Origin of the sequence: Kitasatospora sp. NPDC101235, assembly GCF_044767505.1 — a bacterium.
In the GTDB taxonomy this organism is placed as follows: Bacteria; Actinomycetota; Actinomycetes; order Streptomycetales; family Streptomycetaceae; genus Kitasatospora.
The window spans coordinates 63,020-84,891 of the sequence record NZ_JBIWNZ010000022.1 but is presented as its reverse complement, the minus strand read 5'-3'; the positions used below and the strand labels follow the sequence as shown (position 1 = coordinate 84,891).

Annotated in this window: 16 protein-coding genes; 6 read left to right on the top strand and 10 right to left on the bottom strand. The window is 73.0% G+C overall.

The window, feature by feature from the left end; all coding sequences use genetic code 11:
* Positions 1-136: 136 nt before the first annotated feature.
* Genes ACIRRH_RS30370 through ACIRRH_RS30360 form a run of 3 tightly spaced genes read right to left on the bottom strand, consistent with a single transcriptional unit; the run spans position 137 to position 3,780 of the window.
* Positions 137-1,153, bottom strand: coding sequence for a hypothetical protein (locus tag ACIRRH_RS30370; RefSeq protein WP_403073755.1), 1,017 nt, complete (start codon positions 1,151-1,153; stop codon positions 137-139).
* 5 nt (positions 1,154-1,158) lie between these two features.
* The gene (locus tag ACIRRH_RS30365) at positions 1,159-3,306 is read right to left on the bottom strand and encodes a hypothetical protein (RefSeq protein WP_403073753.1); all 2,148 of its coding nucleotides are present in this window, start codon (positions 3,304-3,306) and stop codon (positions 1,159-1,161) included.
* An 18-nt stretch (positions 3,307-3,324) separates the two neighbouring features.
* Positions 3,325-3,780, bottom strand: a complete 456-nt coding sequence (locus ACIRRH_RS30360) for a hypothetical protein (protein ID WP_403073751.1) — start codon at positions 3,778-3,780, stop codon at positions 3,325-3,327.
* Between the two features lie 262 nt (positions 3,781-4,042).
* Here ACIRRH_RS30360 and ACIRRH_RS30355 point away from each other — a divergent pair, with 262 nt between their 5' ends.
* From ACIRRH_RS30355 to ACIRRH_RS30340, 4 genes are all read left to right on the top strand, one after another.
* Positions 4,043-5,203, top strand: coding sequence for a CaiB/BaiF CoA transferase family protein (locus ACIRRH_RS30355; RefSeq protein ID WP_403073749.1), 1,161 nt, complete (start codon positions 4,043-4,045; stop codon positions 5,201-5,203).
* Between the two features lie 2 nt (positions 5,204-5,205).
* Positions 5,206-6,348: an acyl-CoA dehydrogenase family protein gene (locus ACIRRH_RS30350; protein ID WP_403073747.1), complete on the top strand. Its 1,143-nt coding sequence runs from the start codon at positions 5,206-5,208 to the stop codon at positions 6,346-6,348.
* A 42-nt stretch (positions 6,349-6,390) separates the two neighbouring features.
* A complete protein-coding gene (locus ACIRRH_RS30345) occupies positions 6,391-7,605 on the top strand; it encodes an acetyl-CoA C-acetyltransferase (RefSeq protein WP_403073745.1) in 1,215 nt (404 codons plus the stop codon).
* A gap of 79 nt (positions 7,606-7,684) precedes the next feature.
* Entirely contained in the window at positions 7,685-9,856 is a 2,172-nt protein-coding gene (locus ACIRRH_RS30340; protein WP_403073744.1) for a 3-hydroxyacyl-CoA dehydrogenase NAD-binding domain-containing protein, read from the top strand.
* Positions 9,857-9,944: 88 nt separating this feature from the next.
* Here ACIRRH_RS30340 and ACIRRH_RS30335 read toward each other — a convergent pair whose 3' ends face one another.
* The 4 genes from ACIRRH_RS30335 to ACIRRH_RS30320 form a co-directional block, all read right to left on the bottom strand.
* The gene (locus ACIRRH_RS30335; protein ID WP_403073742.1) at positions 9,945-10,688 is read right to left on the bottom strand and encodes a MerR family transcriptional regulator; all 744 of its coding nucleotides are present in this window, start codon (positions 10,686-10,688) and stop codon (positions 9,945-9,947) included.
* A 270-nt stretch (positions 10,689-10,958) separates the two neighbouring features.
* Positions 10,959-12,017 (bottom strand): isopenicillin N synthase family dioxygenase, encoded by a 1,059-nt coding sequence (locus ACIRRH_RS30330; protein WP_403073740.1) that lies wholly within the window; start codon positions 12,015-12,017, stop codon positions 10,959-10,961.
* Between the two features lie 407 nt (positions 12,018-12,424).
* Positions 12,425-13,072, bottom strand: coding sequence for a response regulator transcription factor (locus ACIRRH_RS30325; protein ID WP_224279330.1), 648 nt, complete (start codon positions 13,070-13,072; stop codon positions 12,425-12,427).
* A complete protein-coding gene (locus ACIRRH_RS30320; protein WP_403073738.1) occupies positions 13,024-14,472 on the bottom strand; it encodes a histidine kinase in 1,449 nt (482 codons plus the stop codon). The genes ACIRRH_RS30325 and ACIRRH_RS30320 overlap by 49 nt, the downstream gene beginning before the upstream one ends.
* Before the next feature lie 291 nt (positions 14,473-14,763).
* Between ACIRRH_RS30320 and ACIRRH_RS30315 the strand changes: the two genes are divergently transcribed.
* Positions 14,764-15,477 carry an ABC transporter ATP-binding protein gene (locus ACIRRH_RS30315; RefSeq protein ID WP_403073736.1) on the top strand — a complete coding sequence of 238 codons (714 nt, stop codon included), beginning with the start codon at positions 14,764-14,766 and terminating at the stop codon, positions 15,475-15,477.
* Entirely contained in the window at positions 15,474-17,867 is a 2,394-nt protein-coding gene (locus tag ACIRRH_RS30310; RefSeq protein ID WP_403073734.1) for an FtsX-like permease family protein, read from the top strand. The genes ACIRRH_RS30315 and ACIRRH_RS30310 overlap by 4 nt, the downstream gene beginning before the upstream one ends.
* Before the next feature lie 254 nt (positions 17,868-18,121).
* On the opposite strand, the gene ACIRRH_RS30305 is transcribed toward ACIRRH_RS30310, so the two are convergent.
* The 3 genes from ACIRRH_RS30305 to ACIRRH_RS30295 all read right to left on the bottom strand — a co-directional run bounded on the left by ACIRRH_RS30305 (position 18,122) and on the right by ACIRRH_RS30295 (position 21,675).
* Positions 18,122-18,880, bottom strand: a complete 759-nt coding sequence (locus ACIRRH_RS30305; protein ID WP_403073732.1) for a MerR family transcriptional regulator — start codon at positions 18,878-18,880, stop codon at positions 18,122-18,124.
* Between the two features lie 138 nt (positions 18,881-19,018).
* A complete protein-coding gene (locus ACIRRH_RS30300; RefSeq protein WP_403073731.1) occupies positions 19,019-20,056 on the bottom strand; it encodes a DUF2332 domain-containing protein in 1,038 nt (345 codons plus the stop codon).
* A 482-nt stretch (positions 20,057-20,538) separates the two neighbouring features.
* Positions 20,539-21,675: an SUKH-4 family immunity protein gene (locus ACIRRH_RS30295; RefSeq protein ID WP_403073730.1), complete on the bottom strand. Its 1,137-nt coding sequence runs from the start codon at positions 21,673-21,675 to the stop codon at positions 20,539-20,541.
* Positions 21,676-21,872 lie beyond the last annotated feature (197 nt).

Here is a 21,872-nt window from a genome sequence, read left to right as displayed (position 1 = left end):
CGCGCCCGGGGTGGTTTTGTTCTTGTTTGCGTGCTTTTTTGTGTCGCTGGGTTTGCGTTCCCGGGGGGGGGGGGGGGGGTTTTTGGGGGGGGGGGGGGGGGGGGGCGGGGGGGGCCCCGCCCCCCCACAGGAGGTGCTAGAGGATTGGCTCGCAGCCGATCGCCTTGGCGCCGGCGGTGAGGAACTGCTCCCAGGTCGTCTTGCTGTTCGGCACGAGGTCCCGGAAACCGTCCGCTTCGAACCGGAACCGGGCGGGTTTCCCCTGGCAGGTCGTCATCACCTCGTGCTGTCCGACCCACTGGGCCCGGCCGAACGCAGGCTTGGAGTCGAGCGTCCACGGTTGGACGAGACGGGGATCGGTGTCGATGAGGAAGGTGATCGAGGACCTGAGGTCCGCGTCCGAGTGGATGCTGCAGGCCCACAGCGGATCGGTCGCGGTGGTCACGGTCTCCTGGTAGGCGGGGCCACCGGGCGTGTCGGGCATCGTCAGCCCCGGCAGGCCGCAGACGGCGTCGCGGTTGAGCGGGCGGTCCGTACCCGCCGCGGTCAGTTCGCTCGGCGTGGGGAGCGGCGTCCCACCGCAACCCTGTTGCGCCGCGACGCGGTTGGCCACCGAGGTGGCGAGCCCGGCGAGCTTCGGGGCGTCGGAGGAGCTGGACTTGACCGTGGCCCGCTGACCCTTGTCGCAGCTCTCAGGGAACAGGGCGAAGGCGTACGACGATTTGTGTACGGCGCCGGCCGCGCCGCCGTTCGCCGCGGCGGTGAACAGCTGGGACTCCGCGTCGGGCTTGAACCTGGTGAGGTCCCCGGCCTTGGGGAGTTCGATGACGGCGATCCGCTCGTTGCCGAAGATCCCGCTGCTCACCGTCGCCACGCAGGACGCGCCCGGGGTGTCCAGCTTCCCGTCGCCGTACATCTTGGCGCTGACCTTGCCCCACCCGAGCGCGTCGTTCAGTGCGTCCGCGCTCACCGCGCCTTCGCACACGCTGTCCGGGCCGAAGGCGTTGGTCAGGTTGTCCGTCAGCAGCAGCGACCCGCCGACCGCCGCGGCCAGCACCACCGTCGCCACGATTCCGGCCCGCGGACGTTGCAGTCGGGGGCGCGGCTCGTTGAGGTCGCCGGACTTCTCGTCGTGGTTGATCCTCTTGGTCACTGCGCTCACGCCTTGCCGTAAGCGCTGTGATAGGCAGTGTTGATGCCGTTGTTGTAGAAGGTTTCCACACCTTGCGTCAGGTGGTGCGGAATGCTGCCGGTGTCGTCGGCGCCCTGGCCGCCGGCGCCGTACTGGCTCGCCTTCTCCGCGATCATCGCGTCCAGCTGGTGCCGCCCCGCCGAGTACCGGGAACTCACATCGGTGGCCGTGCTCGTGTCGATCGCCGACTTGGCGTCGTTGGCGTAGGCGGCGGTCCCGACGTCGACGAGGCGCTGTGCGATGTCACCCAGCGGCACCACCTTCGAGATCCCTGGCAGGACGAGCTGTGGGATCGCGCCCGCGGGCGTACCGATGTAGTGGTAGTTCATCCGCTGCTGCCAGTCGATGTCGGCCTTCTTCTCGTCCGCATGGTCGGTGGTCGCCTTGGCGAACGCCGCGTCGAGACCCCCGAGGGCCTTTGCGGACTCCTGTGTGAAGGCGGAGAGCTTGTGGTCCGGGCGGCCTGTGGCGTCGGGTTTGAAGGAGTCGGCTCCGAATTCGTCGAGGCGGCGGGCGATCTCCCGGGACTCGGCCTGGTGGATGATCTGGAAGTTCTCCGGGTCCTCCAGGGTGCCGCGGACCACTCGCAGCAGTTGCTCCGGCTTGGCGGTCAGCCCGTTCGGCTGGGACGGGTACTGCAGGTCCTTGCTGAGGACCTCGTGCATGTCGGGGGCGTAGCTGGCGAGCATCTCGGCGACCGGCCTGCGGAGGACCGTCGTGACCGATGCGTCCTTGGGGTCGCTTCCGCCGAGGGCCTTGAGCGTCTCGTCCATGATCCGTGCGCTGGTCTTGTCGTGCAGGGCGGGGTTCTGGGGCGCGTTCGGGTCGGGCATGGTCGCCGCGGCCTGCAGCATCTCGCCGAACATCCCGTGGGAGGTCTTGCGCAGGACCTCCGCGGGGAGCCTGCCTTCCGCGGCCTCGTCGAGCCAGACGCGGTCCTTGAGCAGGTACGTGAGGTTCTTGTTCCGACTCGGGTCGAGGAACTCCTGGGAGGTCGCCGGGTCGTCTTTCATCATCTTCACCAGCGGGGTCAGCGGATCACCCTCGGGGACCTTGAAGGAGTAGTCCGGGCCCCACAGTTCCTCGCCCTTGGTCTTGCTGTTCCGCTCGTAGTCGACCAGGTCGTTGCTGACCTTGAGCAGGAACGCCTTGTCGTACTTGCCGCCCGCGCCCATCAGCGAGGTCAGCGCCGGGTAGTTGTCGTTCCACCCCGCTGCCGAGCCGCCCGGGCGGCGGGCGGCCGCGAGCAGGCCGTCCTGCCACTCCTTACCCATCCCGCCGTCGCGGGTGGCGGTGGCCAGGGCGACGGACAGGTTCTTGTAGACGTCCTGGTAGCCCGCGGCGTTGTGGTTGCCGTGGGCGAGGCCGTCATAGACCTTGCTGTACTCCAGCAGGGCCTCGGGGCCGGTCTTGCCGCCGGCGTTGAGGCCGTTGAGCAGGGTGGTGGAGAAGTCCTTGTTCTCCGCGTTGGCGGCCATGAGGGCCTGCAACTGCTTGAGCTGGTCGTCGGAGAGGCTGCCGGCCTTGGACATCAGGTCCGTGGCCCGCTTGGCGTCGGCGACCGGGCCGGCGCCGTACGGGGCGGCGTTGAAGGCGGTGGTGCTGGTGCCGATGTCGCCCTGGAGGGCGGCGGTGGCCCGCTGGTCGGCGGCGGTGGCCTTGGCGACGGCCTTGTTGAGCCGGTCCGACAGCGCCTGGGCGTTGGCCCGGATCGTGGGCTCGGCCTCGGGGTCGTTCCTCGACTCCTTCGGCACGGTCCACTTGACCGCACCGTCCGCGGTGACGCTCAGATCGGTGTCGGCCTGCGCGTCGTGGAGTGCCGTGTCGAGGTCGCGCCGGGCGGCGGCGAAGTCCTCGGCGGCGGTCTTCATGATCGCGGCGAGGGCGGTGGCGACGGCCGAGGCCTGCTTGAAGTCGCCGTCGACGCCCTGCAGGGCCTTGGTCGCCGAATCTGCGGCCGTGCCCTTCCAGCCGGCCCGCTGCGCGGTGCTGGTGAGGTCCTTGGCGACCCGGCCGTCCAGGGCGGTGAGGGCCTTGGCGACGCCGGACCATGCTTCGGCGGCGTCGTTGATCGCGGTGAAGTCGGCCTCGTGCAGTTCCTTGAAGGACACCATCTGTCTGTTCCCTCCCTGCTACTGGCCGGCGCGGAGATCGGCGGCGGTCCTGGCTTCGTTGGCGTGGTAGTTCTGCTGGGTCTTGTCGAGGTTTCCGGCGATGGTGCCGAGCTTGTCGTGCAGCGTCTTGCACTGCTGCATCCACCGCTCGGTGCTGCCGGTGAGGGCGCCACCGAAGGAGAAGCCGCGGATCTTGGTCGACGCGGTGCTCGCGTACTCGGTGAGGCTGTGCGCGCCGGGGCCGGCCTTGCCGTTGGCGTTGTCGAGGTCGGTCGCGATCTGCCGGGCTATACCGGCCGAGGCGGCGAGTTCGTACGGGGTGTCGAGCTGGGTGGTCCCTGCGCCGGGCGAGGAGGCGGACGGGCTTCCGGCGCCCGCGAGGACGAGCCTGGCGTACGGCGGCGTCGCGGCGTCGCTCGGCGTCGAGTCCAGGACCGGGGCGACCGGCCCCGTGGTGAATCCCTGGTTGCCCATGTGTGTGCAATCCTCCCCATTCGGCAGAGCGGCCGTTCCCCCTCCGCGGCATGACGACCGTACAGGTGGCTGCTGTCAGTGCACTGACCCACCCTCCGTGGTGCCGGGCGCGCGAGGAGTGGCCGGATTCACCAAGGCTCGGTCAAGGGGGAATTGGCGGCTGGGCGCGAGGGCGGAGGTCTTGTTACCGGCGGGTCGCTTGCCTATCATCCCGAGTGTTACAGCTTTACTGTCAAACCCAACCGGAAGGGCTCAGCAGCCAGTGCGTGACGCGAGCGGTGCGCCGGGGGCCGGGGGGCCGCTGGCGGGTGTGCGGGTGGTGGAGCTCGCCGGGATCGGGCCGGGGCCGTTCGCGGCGATGCTGCTGGGGGACCTCGGGGCGGACGTGGTGCGGGTGGACCGGCCGGAGCCCTCGCCGCTCGGCACGGACCCGGCGTACGACCTCAGCAACCGCAACAAGCGCTCGGTGCTGATCGACCTGAAGTCCCCCGAAGGGCCTGGGCGGGTGCTTGACCTGGTCGAGCGGGCTGACCTGCTGATCGAGGGCTACCGGCCGGGCGTCGCGGAGCGGCTCGGGGTCGGGCCGGAGGCGTGCCTGGCGCGCAACCCCGCCCTGGTGTACGGGCGGATGACCGGCTGGGGGCAGCACGGCCCCCGGGCGGCGACCGCCGGGCACGACCTCGGGTACGCGGCGGTCGCCGGGGTGCTCGGGATGGTGGCTGCGCCGGGCGGGGCCGAGGAGGCGCCCGGCATCCCGGCCAACCTGCTGGGCGACTACGCGGGCGGCTCGCTCTACCTGGTCGTCGGCCTGCTCGCCGGGCTGCACCACGCCCGCGCCACCGGCGCCGGCCAGGTGGTCGACGCCGCGATCGTGGACGGTGCGGCGCACCTCGGCAGCATGCTGTGGGGCCTGCTCGCGGCCGGCCACTGGCAGGACCGCCGCGGCGTCAACCTGCTGGACGGCGGCGCACCGTTCTACGCGGTATACCGGGCGGCGGACGGCGGGCACCTGGCCGTCGGCGCGCTGGAGCCCCGCTTCTACGCGGAGTTCGCCCGGCTGCTGGAGCTGGGCCCGGACGCGCCCGGCCAGTACGAGCTCGGTCGGTGGCCCGAACTGCGGGCCCTGATCGCCGCCCGCTTCGCCACCCGGACCAGGGCCGAGTGGGAGGCCGTCTTCGCCGGCTCCGACGCCTGCGTGGAGCCGGTGCTGACGATGCGTCAGGCAGCTGTGGACACCCACCTGTCGGCGCGCGGGACGTACGTCGAGGCGGGCGGCGTCACCCAGCCCGCCCCCGCCCCGCGCTTCTCCGCCACCCCGGGCGCCCTGCGCCGCCCGCCGGCCCGGCCGGGTGCGGACACCGCCGAGGTGGCCCGGGACTGGGGCGTCCCCTCCCTCAACCCTTCGGCAGAGCAAGGAGAGTAGCGTTGCAGCGCGAGATCTTCACCGAGCAGCACGACGACTTCCGGGCCACCGTGCGGGCCTTCCTGGCGAAGGAGGTGCTGCCGCACTACGACCGCTGGGAGAAGGCCGGCATCGTCGACCGCTCCGCCTGGCTCGCGGCCGGCCGGCAGGGCCTGCTCGGCCTCGCCGTCCCCGAGGAGTACGGCGGCGGCGGCACCCCGGACTTCCGCTACGCCGCCGTGCTGGCCGAGGAGTTCGCCCGGGCCGGCGCCTCCGGTCTGGCGATCGGCCTGCACAACGACATCATCGGCCCGTACCTCACCTCGCTCGCCACCGAGGAGCAGAAGCGCCGCTGGCTGCCCGGTTTCTGCTCGGGCGAGCTGATCACCGCGATCGCGATGACCGAGCCCGGCACCGGCTCCGACCTCCAGGGCATCCGCACCCAGGCGGTCGACCGGGGCGACCACTTCCTGCTCAACGGCGCCAAGACCTTCATCTCCAACGGCATCCTCGCCGACCTGGTGATCGTGGTCGCCCGCACCACCCCGGAGGGCGGCGCGCACGGGCTGAGCCTGCTGGCCGTCGAACGTGGCGCGCCCGGCTTCGAGCGCGGCCGCAACCTCGACAAGATCGGTCAGAAGGCCCAGGACACCGCCGAGCTGTTCTTCGAGGACGTCCGGGTGCCGAAGGAGAACCTGATCGGCGAGCTCAACGGCGGCTTCGTCCACCTGATGCAGAACCTCGCCCAGGAGCGGCTCACCATCGCCGCCGCGGCGATCGCCGGCGCCGAGTACCTGGTCGAGATCACCACCGACTACGTCAAACAACGCGAGGCCTTCGGTCGTCCGCTCGCCAAGCTCCAGCACGTCCGCTTCGAGATCGCCGAACTGGCCACCGAGTGCGCCGTCACCCGTGCCTTCGTGGACCGCTGCATCACCGAGCACAACCGCTGGGCGCTCACCCCGGCGGACGCCTCGATGGCCAAGTGGTGGGCCACCGAGCTGCAGAAGCGCACCGCCGACCGCTGCCTCCAACTGCACGGCGGCTACGGCTACATGAGCGAGTTCCCGGTCGCCCGGGCGTTCACCGACGGCCGCATCCAGACCATCTACGGCGGCACCACCGAGATCATGAAGGAGATCGTCGGCCGCTCCATCCTCGGCTGAGCGTTCCCCCTCAAGCCCCCTGCCCTGAAAGGCGTTCCCACCGTGACCACCGAAGCGTACGTCTACGACGCGATCCGCACCCCGCGCGGCCGGGGCAAGGCCTCCGGCTCGCTGCACGGCACCAAGCCGATCGACCTGGTCGTCGGACTGATCCACGAACTGCGCAACCGCTACCCCGGGTTGGACCCGGCGGCGATCGACGACATCGTGCTCGGCGTGGTCAGCCCGGTCGGCGACCAGGGCTCCGACATCGCCCGGATCGCCGCCATCGCGGCCGGCCTGCCCGACACCGTCGCCGGCGTGCAGGAGAACCGCTTCTGCGCCTCCGGCCTGGAAGCCGTCAACCTGGCCGCCGCCAAGGTCCGCTCCGGCTGGGAGGACCTGGTCCTGGCCGGCGGCGTGGAGTCGATGTCCCGGGTGAAGATGGCCTCCGACGGCGGCGCCTGGTTCGCCGACCCGATGACCGCCTACGAGACCAACTTCGCCCCGCAGGGCATCGGCGCCGACCTCATCGCCACCATCGAGGGCTTCTCCCGCACCGACGTGGACGCCTTCGCCGCCGAGTCCCAGGCCCGCGCCGCCAAGGCCCAGGCGGACGGCCTGTTCGACCGCTCGGTCGTCCCGGTGCGCGACCGCAACGGCCTGGTCGTGCTGGAGCGCGACGAGTTCATCCGCCCCGGCACCACCGTCAAGACCCTGGCCGGCCTCAAGCCCTCCTTCGCCGCCATCGGCGAGGCCGGCGGCTTCGATGCCGTCGCCCTCCAGAAGTACCACTGGGTCGAGGCCATCGACCACGTCCACCACGCGGGCAACTCCTCCGGCATCGTGGACGGCGCCGCGCTGGTGGCCATCGGCAACCGCGAGGTCGGCGAGCGGTACGGCCTGCGCCCGCGCGCCCGGATCGTCTCCGCCGCCGTCTCCGGCTCCGAGCCGACCATCATGCTCACCGGCCCCGCCCCGGCCACCCACAAGGCGCTCGCCAAGGCCGGGCTCACCGCCGCCGACATCGACCTGGTCGAGATCAACGAGGCCTTTGCCGCGGTCGCCCTCCGCTTCATCCGCGAACTCGGCTTCCGCCACGACCAGGTGAACGTCAACGGCGGCGCGATCGCGCTCGGCCACCCGCTCGGCGCCACCGGGGCGATGCTGCTCGGCACCGTGATCGACGAACTGGAGCGGCGCGACCTGCGCTACGGCCTGATCACCCTCTGCGTGGGCGGCGGCATGGGCATCGCCACCATCGTCGAGCGCATCTGAGCCCACCCGTCGCCCACCGCCACCCTTTTTGGGACACGCGTGTGGCACCTCCCTTGGCAGATCTGGAGACCGTGAACCCATGAGCGACACCACCACCATCCGCTGGGAGCAGGACCAGGACGGCGTGGTCACCCTCGTCCTCGACGACCCCACCCAGTCCGTCAACACCATGAACGAGGCCTTCACCGCCGACTTCGAGACCGTCGTCGAGCGGCTGGCGAACCTGGGGGACGCGCTGCGCGGCGTGGTCGTCACCTCCGGCAAGAAGACCTTCTTCGCCGGTGGAGACCTCCGGATGCTCTCCGCCGCCCGACCCGAGGACGCCGAGGCCGTCTTCGAGAAGTCGCTGCGGATCAAGCGCGCGCTGCGCACCCTGGAGACCCTCGGCAAGCCCGTCGTCGCCGCCGTCAACGGCAGCGCGCTCGGCGGCGGGCTGGAGATCGCCCTCGCCTGCCACCACCGGATCGCGCTCGACACCCCGGCCAGCCGGATCGGCCTGCCCGAGGTCACCCTCGGCCTGCTGCCGGGCGGCGGCGGAGTGGTCCGTACGGTCCGGCTGTTCGGCATCACCGACGCCCTGCTGAAGTTCCTGCTCCAGGGCCGCCAGTACCGCCCGGCGCAGGCGCTGGAGAACGGCCTGGTGCACGAACTGGTCGACACCCCCGAGGAACTGGCCGTCCGGGCACGCGCCTGGATCGAGGCCAATCCGACGGCCGTCCAGCCCTGGGACGTCAAGGGCTACAAGATCCCCGGCGGCACCCCGGCCACCCCGGCCTTCGCGGCCAACCTCCCCGCCTTCCCGGCCAATCTGCGCAAGCAGCTGAACGGTGCGCCCTACCCCGCCCCGCGCAACATCCTGGCCGCCGCCGTGGAGAGCGCCCAGGTGGACGTCGACACCGCGATGGTGATCGAGGCCCGCTACTTCACCGAGCTCGCCTGCGGGCAGACCAGCAAGAACATGATCCAGGCGCTGTTCTTCGACATGCAGGCGGTCAACTCCGGCGCCGGGCGCCCGAAGGACGTCGAGAAGCGGCTGGTCCGCAAGGTCGCGGTGCTCGGCGCCGGGATGATGGGCGCGGGCATCGCCTACGCCTGTGCCAAGGCCGGCATCGAGGTCGTGCTCAAGGACGTCAGCGTCGAGGCCGCCGAGCGCGGAAAGGCCTACTCCGAGGGGCTGCTGAACAAGGCCGTCGCGCGCGGGCGTTCCACCGAGGCCAAGCGCGACGAGCTGCTGGCCCGGATCACGCCCACCGCCGAGGCCGCCGACCTGGCCGGCTGCGACGCGGTGATCGAGGCGGTCTTCGAGAACACCGAGCTCAAGCACAAGGTGTTCCAGGAGATCGAGGGCGTGGTCGGCCCCGACGCGCTGCTCTGCTCCAACACCTCCACCCTGCCGATCGGCCTGCTCGCCGAAGGCGTCGAGCGCCAGGGCGACTTCATCGGGCTGCACTTCTTCTCGCCGGTCGACAAGATGCGCCTGGTCGAGATCATCCGCGGCCCGCGGACCGGGGACGCCGCGCTGGCCCGCGCCTTCGACCTGGTCCGGCAGATCGACCGGACCCCGATCGTGGTCAACGACTCGCGCGGCTTCTTCACCTCGCGGGTGATCGGCCAGTTCCTCAACGAGGGCGTCGCCATGGTCGGCGAGGGCGTCCACCCGGCCAGCATCGAGCAGGCCGCCGCCCAGGCCGGCTACCCCGCCAAGGTGCTTTCCCTGATGGACGAGCTCACCCTCACCCTGCCGCGCAAGATCCGCGACGAGCACCGGCGCTCGGTGGAGGCCGTCGGCGGCACCTGGACGCCGCACCCGGCGGACGCGGTGGTCGACCGGATGGTCGACGAGTTCGGCCGCCCGGGACGCAGCGGCGGCGCGGGCTTCTACGAGTACGGCGAGGACGGCAAGCGCGGGCGGCTCTGGCCGGGGCTGCTGGAGCACTTCGGCGGCGGTGTCTCCGAGGTGCCGTTCGAGGACCTCAAGGAGCGGATGCTGTTCAGCGAGGCGCTGGACTCGGTGCGCTGCCTGGAGGAGGGCGTGCTGACCTCGGTCGCCGACGCCAACGTGGGCTCGATCCTCGGCATCGGCTTCCCCGCCTGGACGGGCGGCGTGTTCCAGTACATCAACGGGTACCGGGGCGGCCCGGCCGGCTTCGCTGCCCGGGCCCGCGAACTCGCCGCCGCGTACGGCGAGCGGTTCGCGCCGCCGGCGCTGCTGGAGCGGGTGGCGGCCGAGGGGCGGACGTTCACGGACTGATCCGGCGGGTTCGCCGGGTTCGCCGGGTTCGTGGTGGCGCCGGGTGGTGCTGGGTGGGGCCGTGTGCTGTACGGCCCCACCCGGCGCATCACCGGGGCTCGCCGGTCAGTTCCCCGCCCAGTTCCTCCCGGAGCGACCGCTGGAACGCGGTGACCAGCGCCTGTGCGACCATCGGCTGGATGTGGTCGGTCAGTGCCTTCATCCGGGCCAGCTCGTCCGGCGCCGGCTCGCTCTCCCGGTACGGCTTCCACACCGTCTCCCGGAACAGCCGCTGCAACTCCCGTGCCGTCGCCCGGCTGTGCTCCAGCACCACCGCGCGGGCGGCCAGCAGCGTCTCCAGCGGGATCGGCACGTCCAGGATGCGCACGCCCAGCGGTAGCAGCCCGGGGTCCACCCGGAACAGGTCCGGGTCGTCGGTCCGCTCCAGCGCCCCCATCGCCGCCAGCCGTTCGACCTGTTCCTCCGACAGTCCGCGCCCGGCCCGCCGTTCCAACTGCGCGCGGCTCGACTTCTCGGCCACCTCGGGGGTCCAGGACGCGACCAGTGCCCGGTGGATCGCCAGGTCCAGCGGCGAACTGTCCTCGGGCAGCCGGGCCAGGTACCGCTCGATCGCGGCCAGCGTCAGGCCCTGGCGCTGCAACTCCTCGATCAGCTCCAGCCGGTCCAGGTGCGCCGCCCCGTACAGGCCCACCCGGCGCGGCCCCAACTCGGGCGGCGGCAGCAGCCCCTTCGTCCCGTAGAACCGGACGGTCCGCACCGTCATCCCGGCCCGCGCCGCCAACTCGTCGACCGTCAGCCGCACCTCGCCCACCCCGGCACCGTGCTCCCCCATCTGTTGCCTCCCGCACTGGCACATTCCCGCTGTGACAGCAGCAGTGTGACAGTGCCCGCCGTCGCGGTCCACCGGGATCGGGCGCGCTGTGGCCGGCGGAGCGGGGCTCCGGACGGCCGACGCCCCTGCCCTGCGGCCGGGTTCGGCTGCGGGACAGGGGCGGGGGTGGTTGCGGGTGGCCCGGGGTGGGCGCGGGTGTAGCCCCTCGGCTCGTTCAGGCCGAAGTCGGCTCGGCTCCGCTGCCGGCGGGGTCGGGCCGGGGGCGCCGGGTCAGCGGGCCGCGGGGCCGATGAGGTCGGCGTGGTGGCGACGGGTGACCTCGGGGTGGGCTCGGGTGTAGCCCTTCCACTCGTTCAGGCCGAAGTCGGCGAAGAGCGGGTTGTCCGGGTCCTCGGTGGCGCCGGGGGCGTGGTGGGCGAGCGGGAAGTCCAGCGGCTCGATGTGGGCGTCGAGGCGGGGGTTGTAGAAGAACGGCACCGAGAAGCGCTCGCGGGCACCGGGCGGGCTGACCACGCGGTGGTTGGTGGCCTTGAGGTAACCGTCCGTGGCCACCTCCAACAGCTCGCCGAGGTTGACGACGAAGGCGCCGTCGAGCGGCGGGACGTCCAGGAAGGTGCCGTCCGCGCGCTCGACCTGGAGGCCGCCGACGGTGTCCTGCAGCAGCAGGGTGATGAAGCCGTAGTCCTTGTGGGCGCCGACGCCCTGACCTGCGCCGTCCGGGGCGGTGCCGGGGTAGCGGACCAGCTTGAGACGCAGATGGGGGTGGTCCGCGAAGGCCTCGTCGTAGAAGTCGGGGCGGGCGCCGATCGCGGTGAGGAGCTCGTGCAGCAGACGGTGGGCGACCTCGCCGAGGTGGTCGATCCAGCCGAGCGCGGCGGTGCGCAGCTCGGGGAGCGCCTCGGGCCACTGGTTGGGCCCCTCCAGCCACCAGTACGGGGGCTCGCCGGTGCCGGGGACGTGCGGGGGCAGCTCGGCGCCGATGTCCAGCTGGTCGCGCCAGTCCTGGCTGCCGCCGGTGCGCTCGTCACCGGTGTGGGTGTAGCCCCGGTAGTGGGGGGAGTTGAGGTTGCTCACGGCCAGCCGGTCGGACTCGGGGAGCGCGAAGAAGGCGCGCATGGCCCGGGCGAGCGCGGCGGTTTCCCCCGGGGTGACGCCGTGACCGACGAGCTGGAAGAAGCCGACGCCGGTGGCCGCGGTGCGGAGCTCGTCGTGCAGACGGCGACGGTCCTCCGGGCTGCCGTCGGCGAGCGAGAGGTCGATCACCGGGAGGGCGTCCGCCGGCGTGGAGTCGGTGCCGGTTTCGGATATGGGTGTGTACTGCTGCGTCATGTGTGACATCCGCTGGGTCTCGTCCCGGCTGGTCCCGGTGGTCGACCGGGGACGGGCGGAGCAGCGCCTGGTGCGGCGGGTGCTCCGGGAGCCGGGAGGTGGTGGCGGCATGGCAGGGCCGCCGTTGAGGGTGGGTGGCGCGAGGTTCAGCCGGAGCGTCGACAGGACATGGTCGTCACGCGGAGCAGGTCCACGTGGCGGCGGCGAACAAGGATGAGCACCTCATCAGCCTAATTGACCCGTTCCGCGGCAGGCGAGACCCCTGCAGCGGAGGGCCACTCACCACTTGTCGGTGATTTATCAAGGTTTGGGGCGGTGGTGCCGGAGCGTGGCGGCTCCTCTCGGGAGTCGTGGCTTCGAGGGGTTACGGCTTCGGGAGTCGCGGCTTCGAGGGGTTACGGCCCCTTTCAGGAGTTGTTGAGGTAGGCCAGGACGGCCAGGACGCGGCGGTTGTCGTCGTCGGAGGGCTGGAGGCCCAGCCGGACGAAGATTGACGCGGTGTGCTTGGCGACCGCCCGCTCGGTGATCACCAGCTGCTGGGCGATCGCCGCGTTGGACCGGCCCTCCGCCATGAGCGCCAGCACCTGCCGCTCGCGCGGGGAGAGGGTGGAGACCGGGCCGGCCGAGGAGTTGTGGGTGAGCAGCCGGGTGATCACCTCCGGATCCATCGCGGTGCCGCCTTGGGCGACCCGCCGGACGGCGTCGATGAACTGGCTGCCGTCCATCACCCGGTCCTTGAGCAGGTAGCCGATCCCACCGGTGCTGCCGGCCAGCAGCTCGCGCGCGTACAGCTGCTCCACGAACTGCGACAGCACCAGGACGGGCAGGCCCGGGTGGGCCTGACGGGCCGCCAGTGCGGCCCGCAGCCCCTCGTCGGTGAAGCTCGGCGGCAGCCGGACGTCGACCACGGCGATGTCGGGCCGGTCCGCGGCCACCGCGGCGAGCAGTTGCTCGCCGTTCTCCACCGCCGCGGTGACCTTCATGCCGTTGGCCTCCAGCAGTCGGGTCAGGCCGTCCCGAAGGAGGAAGAGGTCTTCGGCGATGACAACGCGCACGGGATCTCCAGGTTCACAATGGTCGGCCCACCGGACGGGCTGCTGATCGCGAGCACCCCGTCGAAGGCGGCCAGTCGGCGTTCGGTTCCGCTGAGGCCGGTTCCCCGGGACGGGTCGGCGCCGCCGCGCCCGTCGTCGGTCACCGATATCCGCAGCAGCCCGTCACTGTGCCCTATCTCGATCCACACGTGCGAGGCCCCGGCGTGCTTCACCACGTTGGCCAGCAGTTCCGTCACCGCGAAGTAGGCGGCCGACTCCACCGGAGCGGGGGCCCGGCCCGGCAGGCCGCCGGCGAAGCTGACCGGCAGGGGCAGGTCCAGTGCCGTCGCCTGCACCGCGTCGGCCAGGCCGCGGTCGGCCAGAACCGGCGGGTGGATTCCCCGGACCAGGTCCCGCAGCTCGCTCAGCGCCTTCACCGAGGACGTCCGGGCTTCGGCCAGCAGCGGCCCGAGGGCGTCCGGGTCGTGCTTCAGCTGCTCGGCCACGGTCAGCAGCATGCCCAGTGCCACCAGCCGGGCCTGCGCCCCGTCGTGCAGGTCCCGCTCGATCCGGCGCAGCTCGGCGGCCCCGGCGTCGATGGTGTCCGCCCTGGTCCGGGCCAGGTGGCTGACCTGGCGGGCGAGTTCGGCCCGCCGGGAGGGCCCGAGCAGGGCCCGGGCGGCCTTCTCGTGGATCCGCAGGGCCGGTGGGGCGGCCCACAGGACGGCCAGCGGGGCGACGGTCAGACCCATCGCGTAGACGACGCCCAGCGCGAAGAACCGTCCGTTCCGGCCGAAGACCTCCAGGGCGACCGGGGCCAGCAGGACGATCGCGGCGGTGAGCAGCACGGCCGTGCCGGTGAGCAGCGTCCAGGCGACGTCCCGCCAGGCCGCCGGGTCGGTGAGCCAGCCGCCGGCGCGCAGCCGCCGCCAGGGCCCGGCGCCGACCGGTCGGCGGTACGGCACCGCGATCGGCCGCCCGCTCCACTTCCCGACCGTCCGCCTGCTCTCCGTTGCGATCCAGCGGGCTCCGAACAGCCCGAGCACCAGCAGCGAGGGCGCCAGCCAGAGCGAGCCGGACCGGCCGCCGGGCGCGGCACCGCCGTAGAGGTGCGTCGCCATCAGAGCTATCGCCCCCGGGGCGAACAGCGCGGCGCCGACCGCCCGGCCGCCGCCCCCGGTGGCCCAGCAGAGCGCCCAGAGGGCGACCGGCGCCATCGGCACCGCCAGGATCAGCGGCCCGCCCGGGTGGAAGTCCTGGGGCTCGTCCGGGCCGAACAGTGCGGTGGCCAGCAGGACCGGCCCGGCCAGCAGCGCGAGGAAGCCCGTCACGGCCAGCGTCGCCGCGTACCAGGCACGCACCCCGTCCGTGCAGGCCCGGCCGACCCGCAAGGCCAGCTCGTTCAGCACTCCCGCGTTCATGACGCGCCCCCTTCCCTTCCGTGGCCCCCGTCGGGAGGCCCGGAGCTGCGGCCTCGAAGCCGCGGCTCCGAAGCCCGCTGCGGACCCCGGTTCCGATCTTTCGATGGGTCAGTCTGCCCGGCCGGGGCGTCCGGCGCTCTAGGCCTGAACACCCAGTTCAGGGTGTATCTGGATACACCTCCGAGAGGCCGTCCAGACGGCTGTCCGCACCCCGCCTCCGATTCGTAGCGTCGTGTTCCGTCAGCCGGCCCGGGCCCTTCCCGGTGCCGGACCCAGAACAGTGGAGGGCCCGTGAACGCGCCGATCATCCGGATCCGCGGCGTCGACAAGACGTACGACCGATCCGACGCCGCCCGTCCCGCCCTGGCCGGGCTCGACCTGGAGGTCCGGGCCGGCGAGGCGCTGGCCGTGCTCGGCCGATCGGGCAGCGGCAAGTCCACCCTGCTGAACCTGATCGCGGGCCTCGACCGCCCGAGCGAGGGCGAGGTGGAGGTCGACGGCGTGGCCGTGCACCGGCTCGGCGAGGCCGCGCTGGCCGAGTACCGGCGGACGCGGATCGGCATGGTGTTCCAGTTCTTCAACCTGCTGGACGACCTGAACGTGGAGGACAATGTGCTGCTCCCGGCCCAGCTGGCCGGGATGCGGCGGGAGCAGGCCCGGGCCCGGGCCGGGGAGCTGTTGGAGCGGCTGGGGGTGGCCCGGCACGCCAGGGCCTTCCCCGGCCGGCTCTCCGGCGGCGAGCGGCAACGGGTCGCGGTGGCCAGGGCGCTGATGAACCGTCCGCCGCTGCTGCTGGCCGACGAGCCCACCGGGGCGCTGGACACCGCCTCGGCCGCCGACGTCCGCGACCTGCTGCGCGGGCTCAACGCGGAGGGCCAGACGATCCTGCTGGTCACCCATGACACCGCGCTCGCCGAGGCCTGCGCCGACCGGACGATCGAGCTGCTCGACGGCCGGCTGGTCCGGGACACGGCGGCCGTGCCGGCGCCGGGCGGTGGCCGATGAGCGCGCTCGGCAAGGTGGTGCGCGCCGGGGTCGGCCGCAGGCGGGTGCAGACCCTGGTCATGGTGCTCACCACGATGATGTCCGTGACGGCGTGCATCCTCGCGCTCGGGCTGCTGGTCGCCGCCCAGGGCCCGTACCAGCGCTCCTTCGCCGACCAGCACGGCGCGCACCTCAACGTGCTGTACGACCCGGCCAAGGCGAGCCCCGCCCAGCTCGCGGAGACGGCCCACGCGTCCGGCGTGACGGCCTCGGCCGGCCCCTACCAGGCGGCCACCGTCCAGCCGCGCTCCGGCTCCGGGTCCCGGATCCCCCCGGCCGGGAGCCTGCTGCCGCCGATGACGCTGGTGGGCCGCGCCGAGAGCGGCCCACTGGACGACCTGCGGGTCACCAACGGCCGCTGGATCGAGGGCCCCGGCGAGGTGGTGTTCCTGGACGGGCACTCCCCGCTGGCGGTCGGCGACAGCATGGAGTTCCCGGACCTGCCGGGGCACCCGTCGCTCAGGGTCGTCGGCCTGGCCGCCTCGGTCTCCTGGAGCGCGGACGGCTGGGTCGCCCCGGAGCAGGTGGCCGGGCTGACGGCGCCCGGCACCGCGCCCGCCACCCAGTACCTCTACCGCTTCGCCCACGCCGGCAGCGACGCGGAGGTGGAGGCGGGCCGCGCCGCGCTGGCCGCCGCGGTCCCGGGCGGGGCGCTCGCCAAGGCCTCCTCCTACCGGCCCGCCCAGGAGGAGGCGAACCGGACGGCCTCGACCTTCGTCCCGTTCGTCACGGCCTTCGGGGTGCTCGGTCTGGCCATGTCGGTGCTGATCATCGGCGTCGTGGTCAGCGGCTCCGTCAGTGCCGCCACCCGGCGGATCGGCATCCTCAAGTCCCTTGGCTTCACCCCGGCCCAGGTGGCGCGCGCGTACGTCGGCCAGGCGCTGATCCCCGCCGGGGTCGGCACGGCGCTCGGCGTGCTCGTCGGCAACCTGCTGTCCGTACCGGTCCTCGGGCTGGCCCACAAGGCCCTGCGCGGCGGACTGCTCGGCATCCCGGTCTGGGTGGACGCCGTGGTCGTGGTGGTGGCCCTGGGCGCCGTGGCGGGCACCGCGCTGGTACCGGCGCTGCGGGCCGGGCGGCTGCGGACGGTGGAGGCGCTCGCGGTCGGCCGGACGGCGCCGGGCGCCAAACGGGCGGCTGCCCGAGGCGCGGCCGACGGGGCAGGGGCGGCGGGCCCGCTGGCCCGGGCGCAGGACCGGATCGGCCGACTGCCGGTGCCACGGGCGCTCAGCCTCGGGCTGGCCTCCCCGCTCAACCGGCCGGGCCGCTCGGCGACCACCGGCGCCGCCGTGGTGCTCGGCACGGTCGGGGTCACCCTCTGCGTCGGCCTGACGCTCTCGTTGAGCTCCCTCCAGGAGGGCCTGACGGCCGACCGCGCGGGCAAGGTGGTGGTCCAGGCTCCGATGGAGGGCTCCGCGCAGCCCGTCGACCACCTGGACGAGGCGGCCGTGGCCAAGGCCATCGACTCCCGTCCGGGCACCCGGGCCTGGTACAGCAGCGTCCCCACCCCGGTCACCCTGGCCGGGAACACCGGGCGCTCCGAGGTGGTCGCGTTCAGCGGCGACGCCTCCTGGAGCGGCTTCCAGCTGGTCTCCGGCCGCTGGTTCCACGGCCCCGGCGAGGTGGTGGTGGCCGCCGCCTACCTGCGGGCCAACCAGGCGAAGGTCGGTGACACCGTCACCCTCACCGACCACGGGCGGAGCACCCAGGCGAAGATCACCGGCGAGGTCCTGACCACGAACGACCTGGTGTTCACGGACCGGGCCGCGCTGGCGCCGCTCGGCGGCACGATCCACGCCGAGGCGCTCTCCTTCCACATCGACCTCACCCCGGGTACCGACGCGCAGGCCTACGCCGACGGGCTGGACCAGACCGTCAAGCCGCTGGGCCTGGGCGCCGAACCCGGCGGGGAGCACCTCAACATCGTGGTGCTGGCGATGAACACCCTGGCGGGCACACTCACGCTGCTGCTCTCCGTGGTGGCAGGGCTCGGGGTGCTCAACACCGTGCTGTTGGACACCCGGGAGCGGGTGCACGACCTTGGGGTGCTCAAGGCGCTCGGGATGTCACCACGGCAGACCGTCGGCATGGTGCTCACCTCGGTCTGCGGCAGCGGGCTGGCGGCCGGGTTGATCGGGGTCCCGATCGGCATCCTGGTGCACCACCAGGTGATGCCCGCGATGGCCGAGGCCGCGGGGATCGGAGTGCCGGACGCCGACCTCGCCGTGTTCGCCCCGTCGGTGGCGGGGCCGCTGATACTCGGCGGCCTGGTGCTGGCCCTGCTCGGCGCCGTCCTCCCTGCCACTTGGGCGGCCCGCACCCGGACGGTCACGGCGCTGCGGACGGAGTGACGAAGGGGGAGAGCCGGGAGAGGGGCGCGCCCGGCGCCGCCCGGCTCTGCCCGGGAGCCCCCCGTAAGGCTCCCGGGCAGAGGTCAGGGCAGGGCCGGACAGGCCCGGCCCGGCCCAGGCCGGACGGGGACCAGCCCGGCCCGGGTCAGCCCAGGCCGGCCCGACCCCGGTCGTACGACCAGATCCGGACCACAGACCCGGACCACAGACCCGGACCACAGACCCGGATCACAGACCCGGATCACAGACCCGGATCAGGACAGCCGCGCCGCCGCGTACGCCTCCATGGCGGCACGCTGGTACGCGGCCAGGCCTTGGGCGATGGCCTCGTACGCGGCGCTCCACTGCTCGTTCTCGGTGCAGGAACGGGCGATCGCCAGGTACTCCTCGGTCGGGACCGACCGGATGGTGCCGAGCAGCCGGTACTCCTCGTCGATCGTGCTCTGCACGGGCTCGGCGTCGGCCGGGTGGCCGGCCGCCATCAGCTCCGCCAGGCGGATCATGCGGGCGGTCCGCTCGCGCTGCCCGGCCTCGATCTCGGCCGGGGCCATCGCGGCAGTCGCGCGCCGGGCAGCCTCGGCGTGCTCGGGGAAGTCGCGCAGACTCGCGTCGACATCACCGGGCTGGATGCCCTCGAACAGGTTCTCGGGGCGGTTGATGGTCATGGGCGTGCCGTCCTTCCGGGAGCGTTCCAGGTCGGCGATCGTGCGGGAAACGGTGGCGGCCAGGGCGTCGAGCCGGTCGCGCTCGGCGACCAGTCGCCGGCGGTGGTCCCGCAGGGCCTCCAGCTCGTCCACCTGATCGCCCAGGATCCGGGCGATCTCGGTCAGCCCCACGCCCAGTGCCCGCAGTACCAGGATCTGTTGCAGCTGGAGCAACTGCCGCTCCTCGTAGTAGCGGTGGCCGTTGGAGCCGATCCAGGCCGGTGGCAGCAGCCCGATCTCGTCGTAGTGCCGGAGGGTTCTGGCCGTCACACCGGACATCCGGGCTACTTCAGCGATGGGCCAGGCCATGGCTGCCTCCCTCGTTTCCACGTCCCCACGTTCGCGTGGACCGGGCCGGTTCTCCGGCCCTGGTCACGACGGTAGAAGCTGCCGCTGCGGCAGCTTCAAGCCCGAGGCCCCGTTCGTTGCCGCCGCCCGCATTGCCGCCTACGCCTCGGCGAACCAGTCCAGGGACTGCCCGTGCGGCCCGGTGAAGGCCACCGGCCGCTCGTCCAGGGCGAGCGCGAACAGTCCGGAGCCGGCCGGGGCCGGGCGGGGGAGACGTCGGGCGACGGCCGCCAGCACGGAGACCGCCTCGTTGGAGATCCAGTGCCCGGGCAGCTCGCGCATGGTCGCCGCGAACTCCTCCCGCTCCTCCGGCGGCAGGTACGCGAGCACCGCGCTGTGGAACACCACCGGCGTCGCCCCCGCCGGGGCCTGCGCCACCAACTCCCTTACCGTTGCGTTGAGATCGCCGCGCACCAGCAGCGGCGGTTCGGCCCGGGCGACCCGGACGGCGCCGCGCAGCCGGTCCAACCGGTGGATCTGCTCGGGCCAGACCAGGGACTCCAGCCAGCGCATGTCCTCCTCGGCCCGTACGTCCAGCGGATTGAGGTCGATCCCGGCCCGCCACACCACCTCGGGCAGCCGTTCCCGCAGGGAGCCGGGGAACGGTACCGGCCCGCTCACCGTGCAGTCCAACGTCACCGGGCTCGCCTCGGCACCGAACTCGGCACCGAACTCGGCGACCGGGGTACCGGTCCCACGCTTGCATCCGTCCTCCCCGGCCAGGTACCGGTACCGGTACCGATACCGGTCCGGGTACAGGCAGAGCCCGGCCGAGGCGCCCACCTCGATCAGGGCGAGTGGCTGCGGCAGTGCGGCCAGCAGCGGCAGCAGGGTGGCGCAGCGGCCCGCCTCGTTGGTCTGCGTCCGCCGCTCCAGCATCGTCGCCGAGACCTCGGCCCAGTGCTCCGCCGCCCAGTCGCGGAAGGCCGGCCAGCCCTCCGTCACCGGCCCGCCCAGGTGCCTGACCGCGCCGAACAGCAGGTTCGGCTGCCGCTTCGCGGCCGGCAGTCCGTCCAGCAGCGCACACGACTGCTCGTCCTCGGCGACGCGTTCGGCCAGCTCCTGGTAGATCGGCGAGTTGCCGCGCGCCTCCCGCTCCGCGAACGCCCGGTAGAGCTCCCCCGTATCGCCGCGCATCCCCCGCACGTCCTTTCGACGCCTTCTCAAGTGATCGAATCGGCCCAGCCTACGTCCGCCCGCCGCGCCTGCCGTCGCCCGCAGTGCGCCGACCAGCGCGCCCAGGACCGGCTGACCCAAGCGTCCTCCCGGGCGGCGGCGTGCAGTGCGCGCACCGGCGCCGGACCGCTCAACCGCTGCCCGGCGATGCCCGGATGGCGCTGGGGCAGGCCAAGCTCGGGAACCAGTGCCACCCCCGGACCGACCGCGGCGAAACCCTGCGCGGCTGGGCGGTACGGGCCGTCCCGCATCTCGGTGAGCGGGGCCTCGGTTCGGTCGTGCCGAGGCCGAGCCGTAGGCCCGGGGCGGCCCGGCGGAACCCGGCCACCGACCGCACCAGAACCGTCAGCAGGCCGTAGGACAACAGCACCACCGGGAACCAGGACGCGCCCGCCTCCAGCCGCCGCCCACCGCCCGTCACCGGTGCAGCTCGGCCGAGCGGCTCAGCCGAGCAGGCCGCCCATGTGACCGTCCTCGGCGAGCAGCCGCCAGGAGCAGCCGGGCGAGGCGAACGCCTCCGGGTCGACCGCCTCCACCAGCCGGTCCACCACCGCGCTCAGCAGCGCCTGCGGGTCGAACACCGCCCAGGTGCCCCGGGCCCGGCCGTAGTCCCAGCGGTCCCACTCGGCGCGCAGCCGCTCGTACGTCCAGAGGGCGTAGAGCAGGGCGGACAGGTCGCGGTTCAGGTAGGCCTCGGGGTGGCCGTCGTCGTACCAGTCCGGGAGTTCCAGCCGGCCGGTGGCGCCGTCCAGGGCGATCGTGAGGTCGGTCGGCCAGTCCCCGAGGGCGAGGAAGTCCCGCTGGTACGGGCGTTCCTCCTCGCCGTCGAAGTACTCGGGGTACGCCTCGCCCATGCTGACCAGCGGCTCCTCGCACACTCCGAACATCGCCCCGCCCAGCGGCAGGCCGACCTCGGTCAGCAGCTGCCGGGTCGGCCCGTGCACCAGGGCGGCGGGCAGATCCTCGGGCCGGAACCGGTGTACCCGGCCGGGGCCGCCGTCCTGGTCCGTCAGCGCCGCGAGCTCCGTCACCAGCTCCGGGGCTATCTCGTACGCGGGCCCGCCGGGACCACCCGGCAGCGCACCCCAGGCCAGCGCCCGCACCAGCAGCGCGGTGCCCCAGTGCGGGGGCGGTGCGGACTCGTCGTCGAACAGCCCGGGATCGATCTCCCGCATCCGCCGCTCGGCCCCCGCCAACACCTCGGCCATCGCGGTGGGCCCGCGCCGCCCGCCCAGCGCCTCCGGGCGCCGGGCCGCCCCGGCCACCGCATCCACCTCGCGGACCAGGCCCGCCAGCGCGGCCAGGCCGGAGGCCAGCAGGTCGCGCCGCGGGCCGCCGTTGTCCAGGAACACCTCCCCGGTCACCCCGTCCAGCAGCACCAGGCTGCCGGTGGCGGCGAACGGCGTGCAGTACTCCGTCTCCCCGAGGACGAACAGCCGCTCCGCCTCCGCCGGGAACGCCGTCAGCTCCCCGCCCCCGAGTGCCTCGAAGGCCAGGAACGCCCCGGCCGTCGGCAGCCCCTCCCGCACCAGGAACTCCCGACTCCCCGCGTGCACCACCCCACCCGGCAGCTCCGCCACCCGCTCACACCTCACGTGCCCCACCCTTTCCCGGCCTACCCCGTGACCCACAGACCCTAGCGGCCCGGCCCGACACCACCGAGGCGCTCTCCGAGCGGGAAGGGGCGTGGCGGCCGTGCAGCCGGGCCCGAAGCTGCGAGGCGCTTCCCCGGGCGCGGCCGCGGGGAGGGGCGCGTGGCAGTCGGCGGGGGCCCGAC

Bases quoted from the DNA above. Each gene is read 5' to 3' on its own strand.
- ACIRRH_RS30305 (WP_403073732.1), bottom strand. From the start codon at position 18,880: ATGGCCTGGCCCATCGCTGAAGTAGCCCGGATGTCCGGTGTGACGGCC.
- ACIRRH_RS30340 (WP_403073744.1), top strand. From the start codon at position 7,685: ATGAGCGACACCACCACCATCCGCTGGGAGCAGGACCAGGACGGCGTG.
- ACIRRH_RS30330 (WP_403073740.1), bottom strand. From the start codon at position 12,017: ATGACGCAGCAGTACACACCCATATCCGAAACCGGCACCGACTCCACG.
- ACIRRH_RS30300 (WP_403073731.1), bottom strand. From the start codon at position 20,056: ATGCGCGGCGATACGGGGGAGCTCTACCGGGCGTTCGCGGAGCGGGAG.
- ACIRRH_RS30335 (WP_403073742.1), bottom strand. From the start codon at position 10,688: ATGGGGGAGCACGGTGCCGGGGTGGGCGAGGTGCGGCTGACGGTCGAC.
- ACIRRH_RS30320 (WP_403073738.1), bottom strand. From the start codon at position 14,472: ATGAACGCGGGAGTGCTGAACGAGCTGGCCTTGCGGGTCGGCCGGGCC.
- ACIRRH_RS30310 (WP_403073734.1), top strand. From the start codon at position 15,474: ATGAGCGCGCTCGGCAAGGTGGTGCGCGCCGGGGTCGGCCGCAGGCGG.
- ACIRRH_RS30360 (WP_403073751.1), bottom strand. From the start codon at position 3,780: ATGGGCAACCAGGGATTCACCACGGGGCCGGTCGCCCCGGTCCTGGAC.
- ACIRRH_RS30365 (WP_403073753.1), bottom strand. From the start codon at position 3,306: ATGGTGTCCTTCAAGGAACTGCACGAGGCCGACTTCACCGCGATCAAC.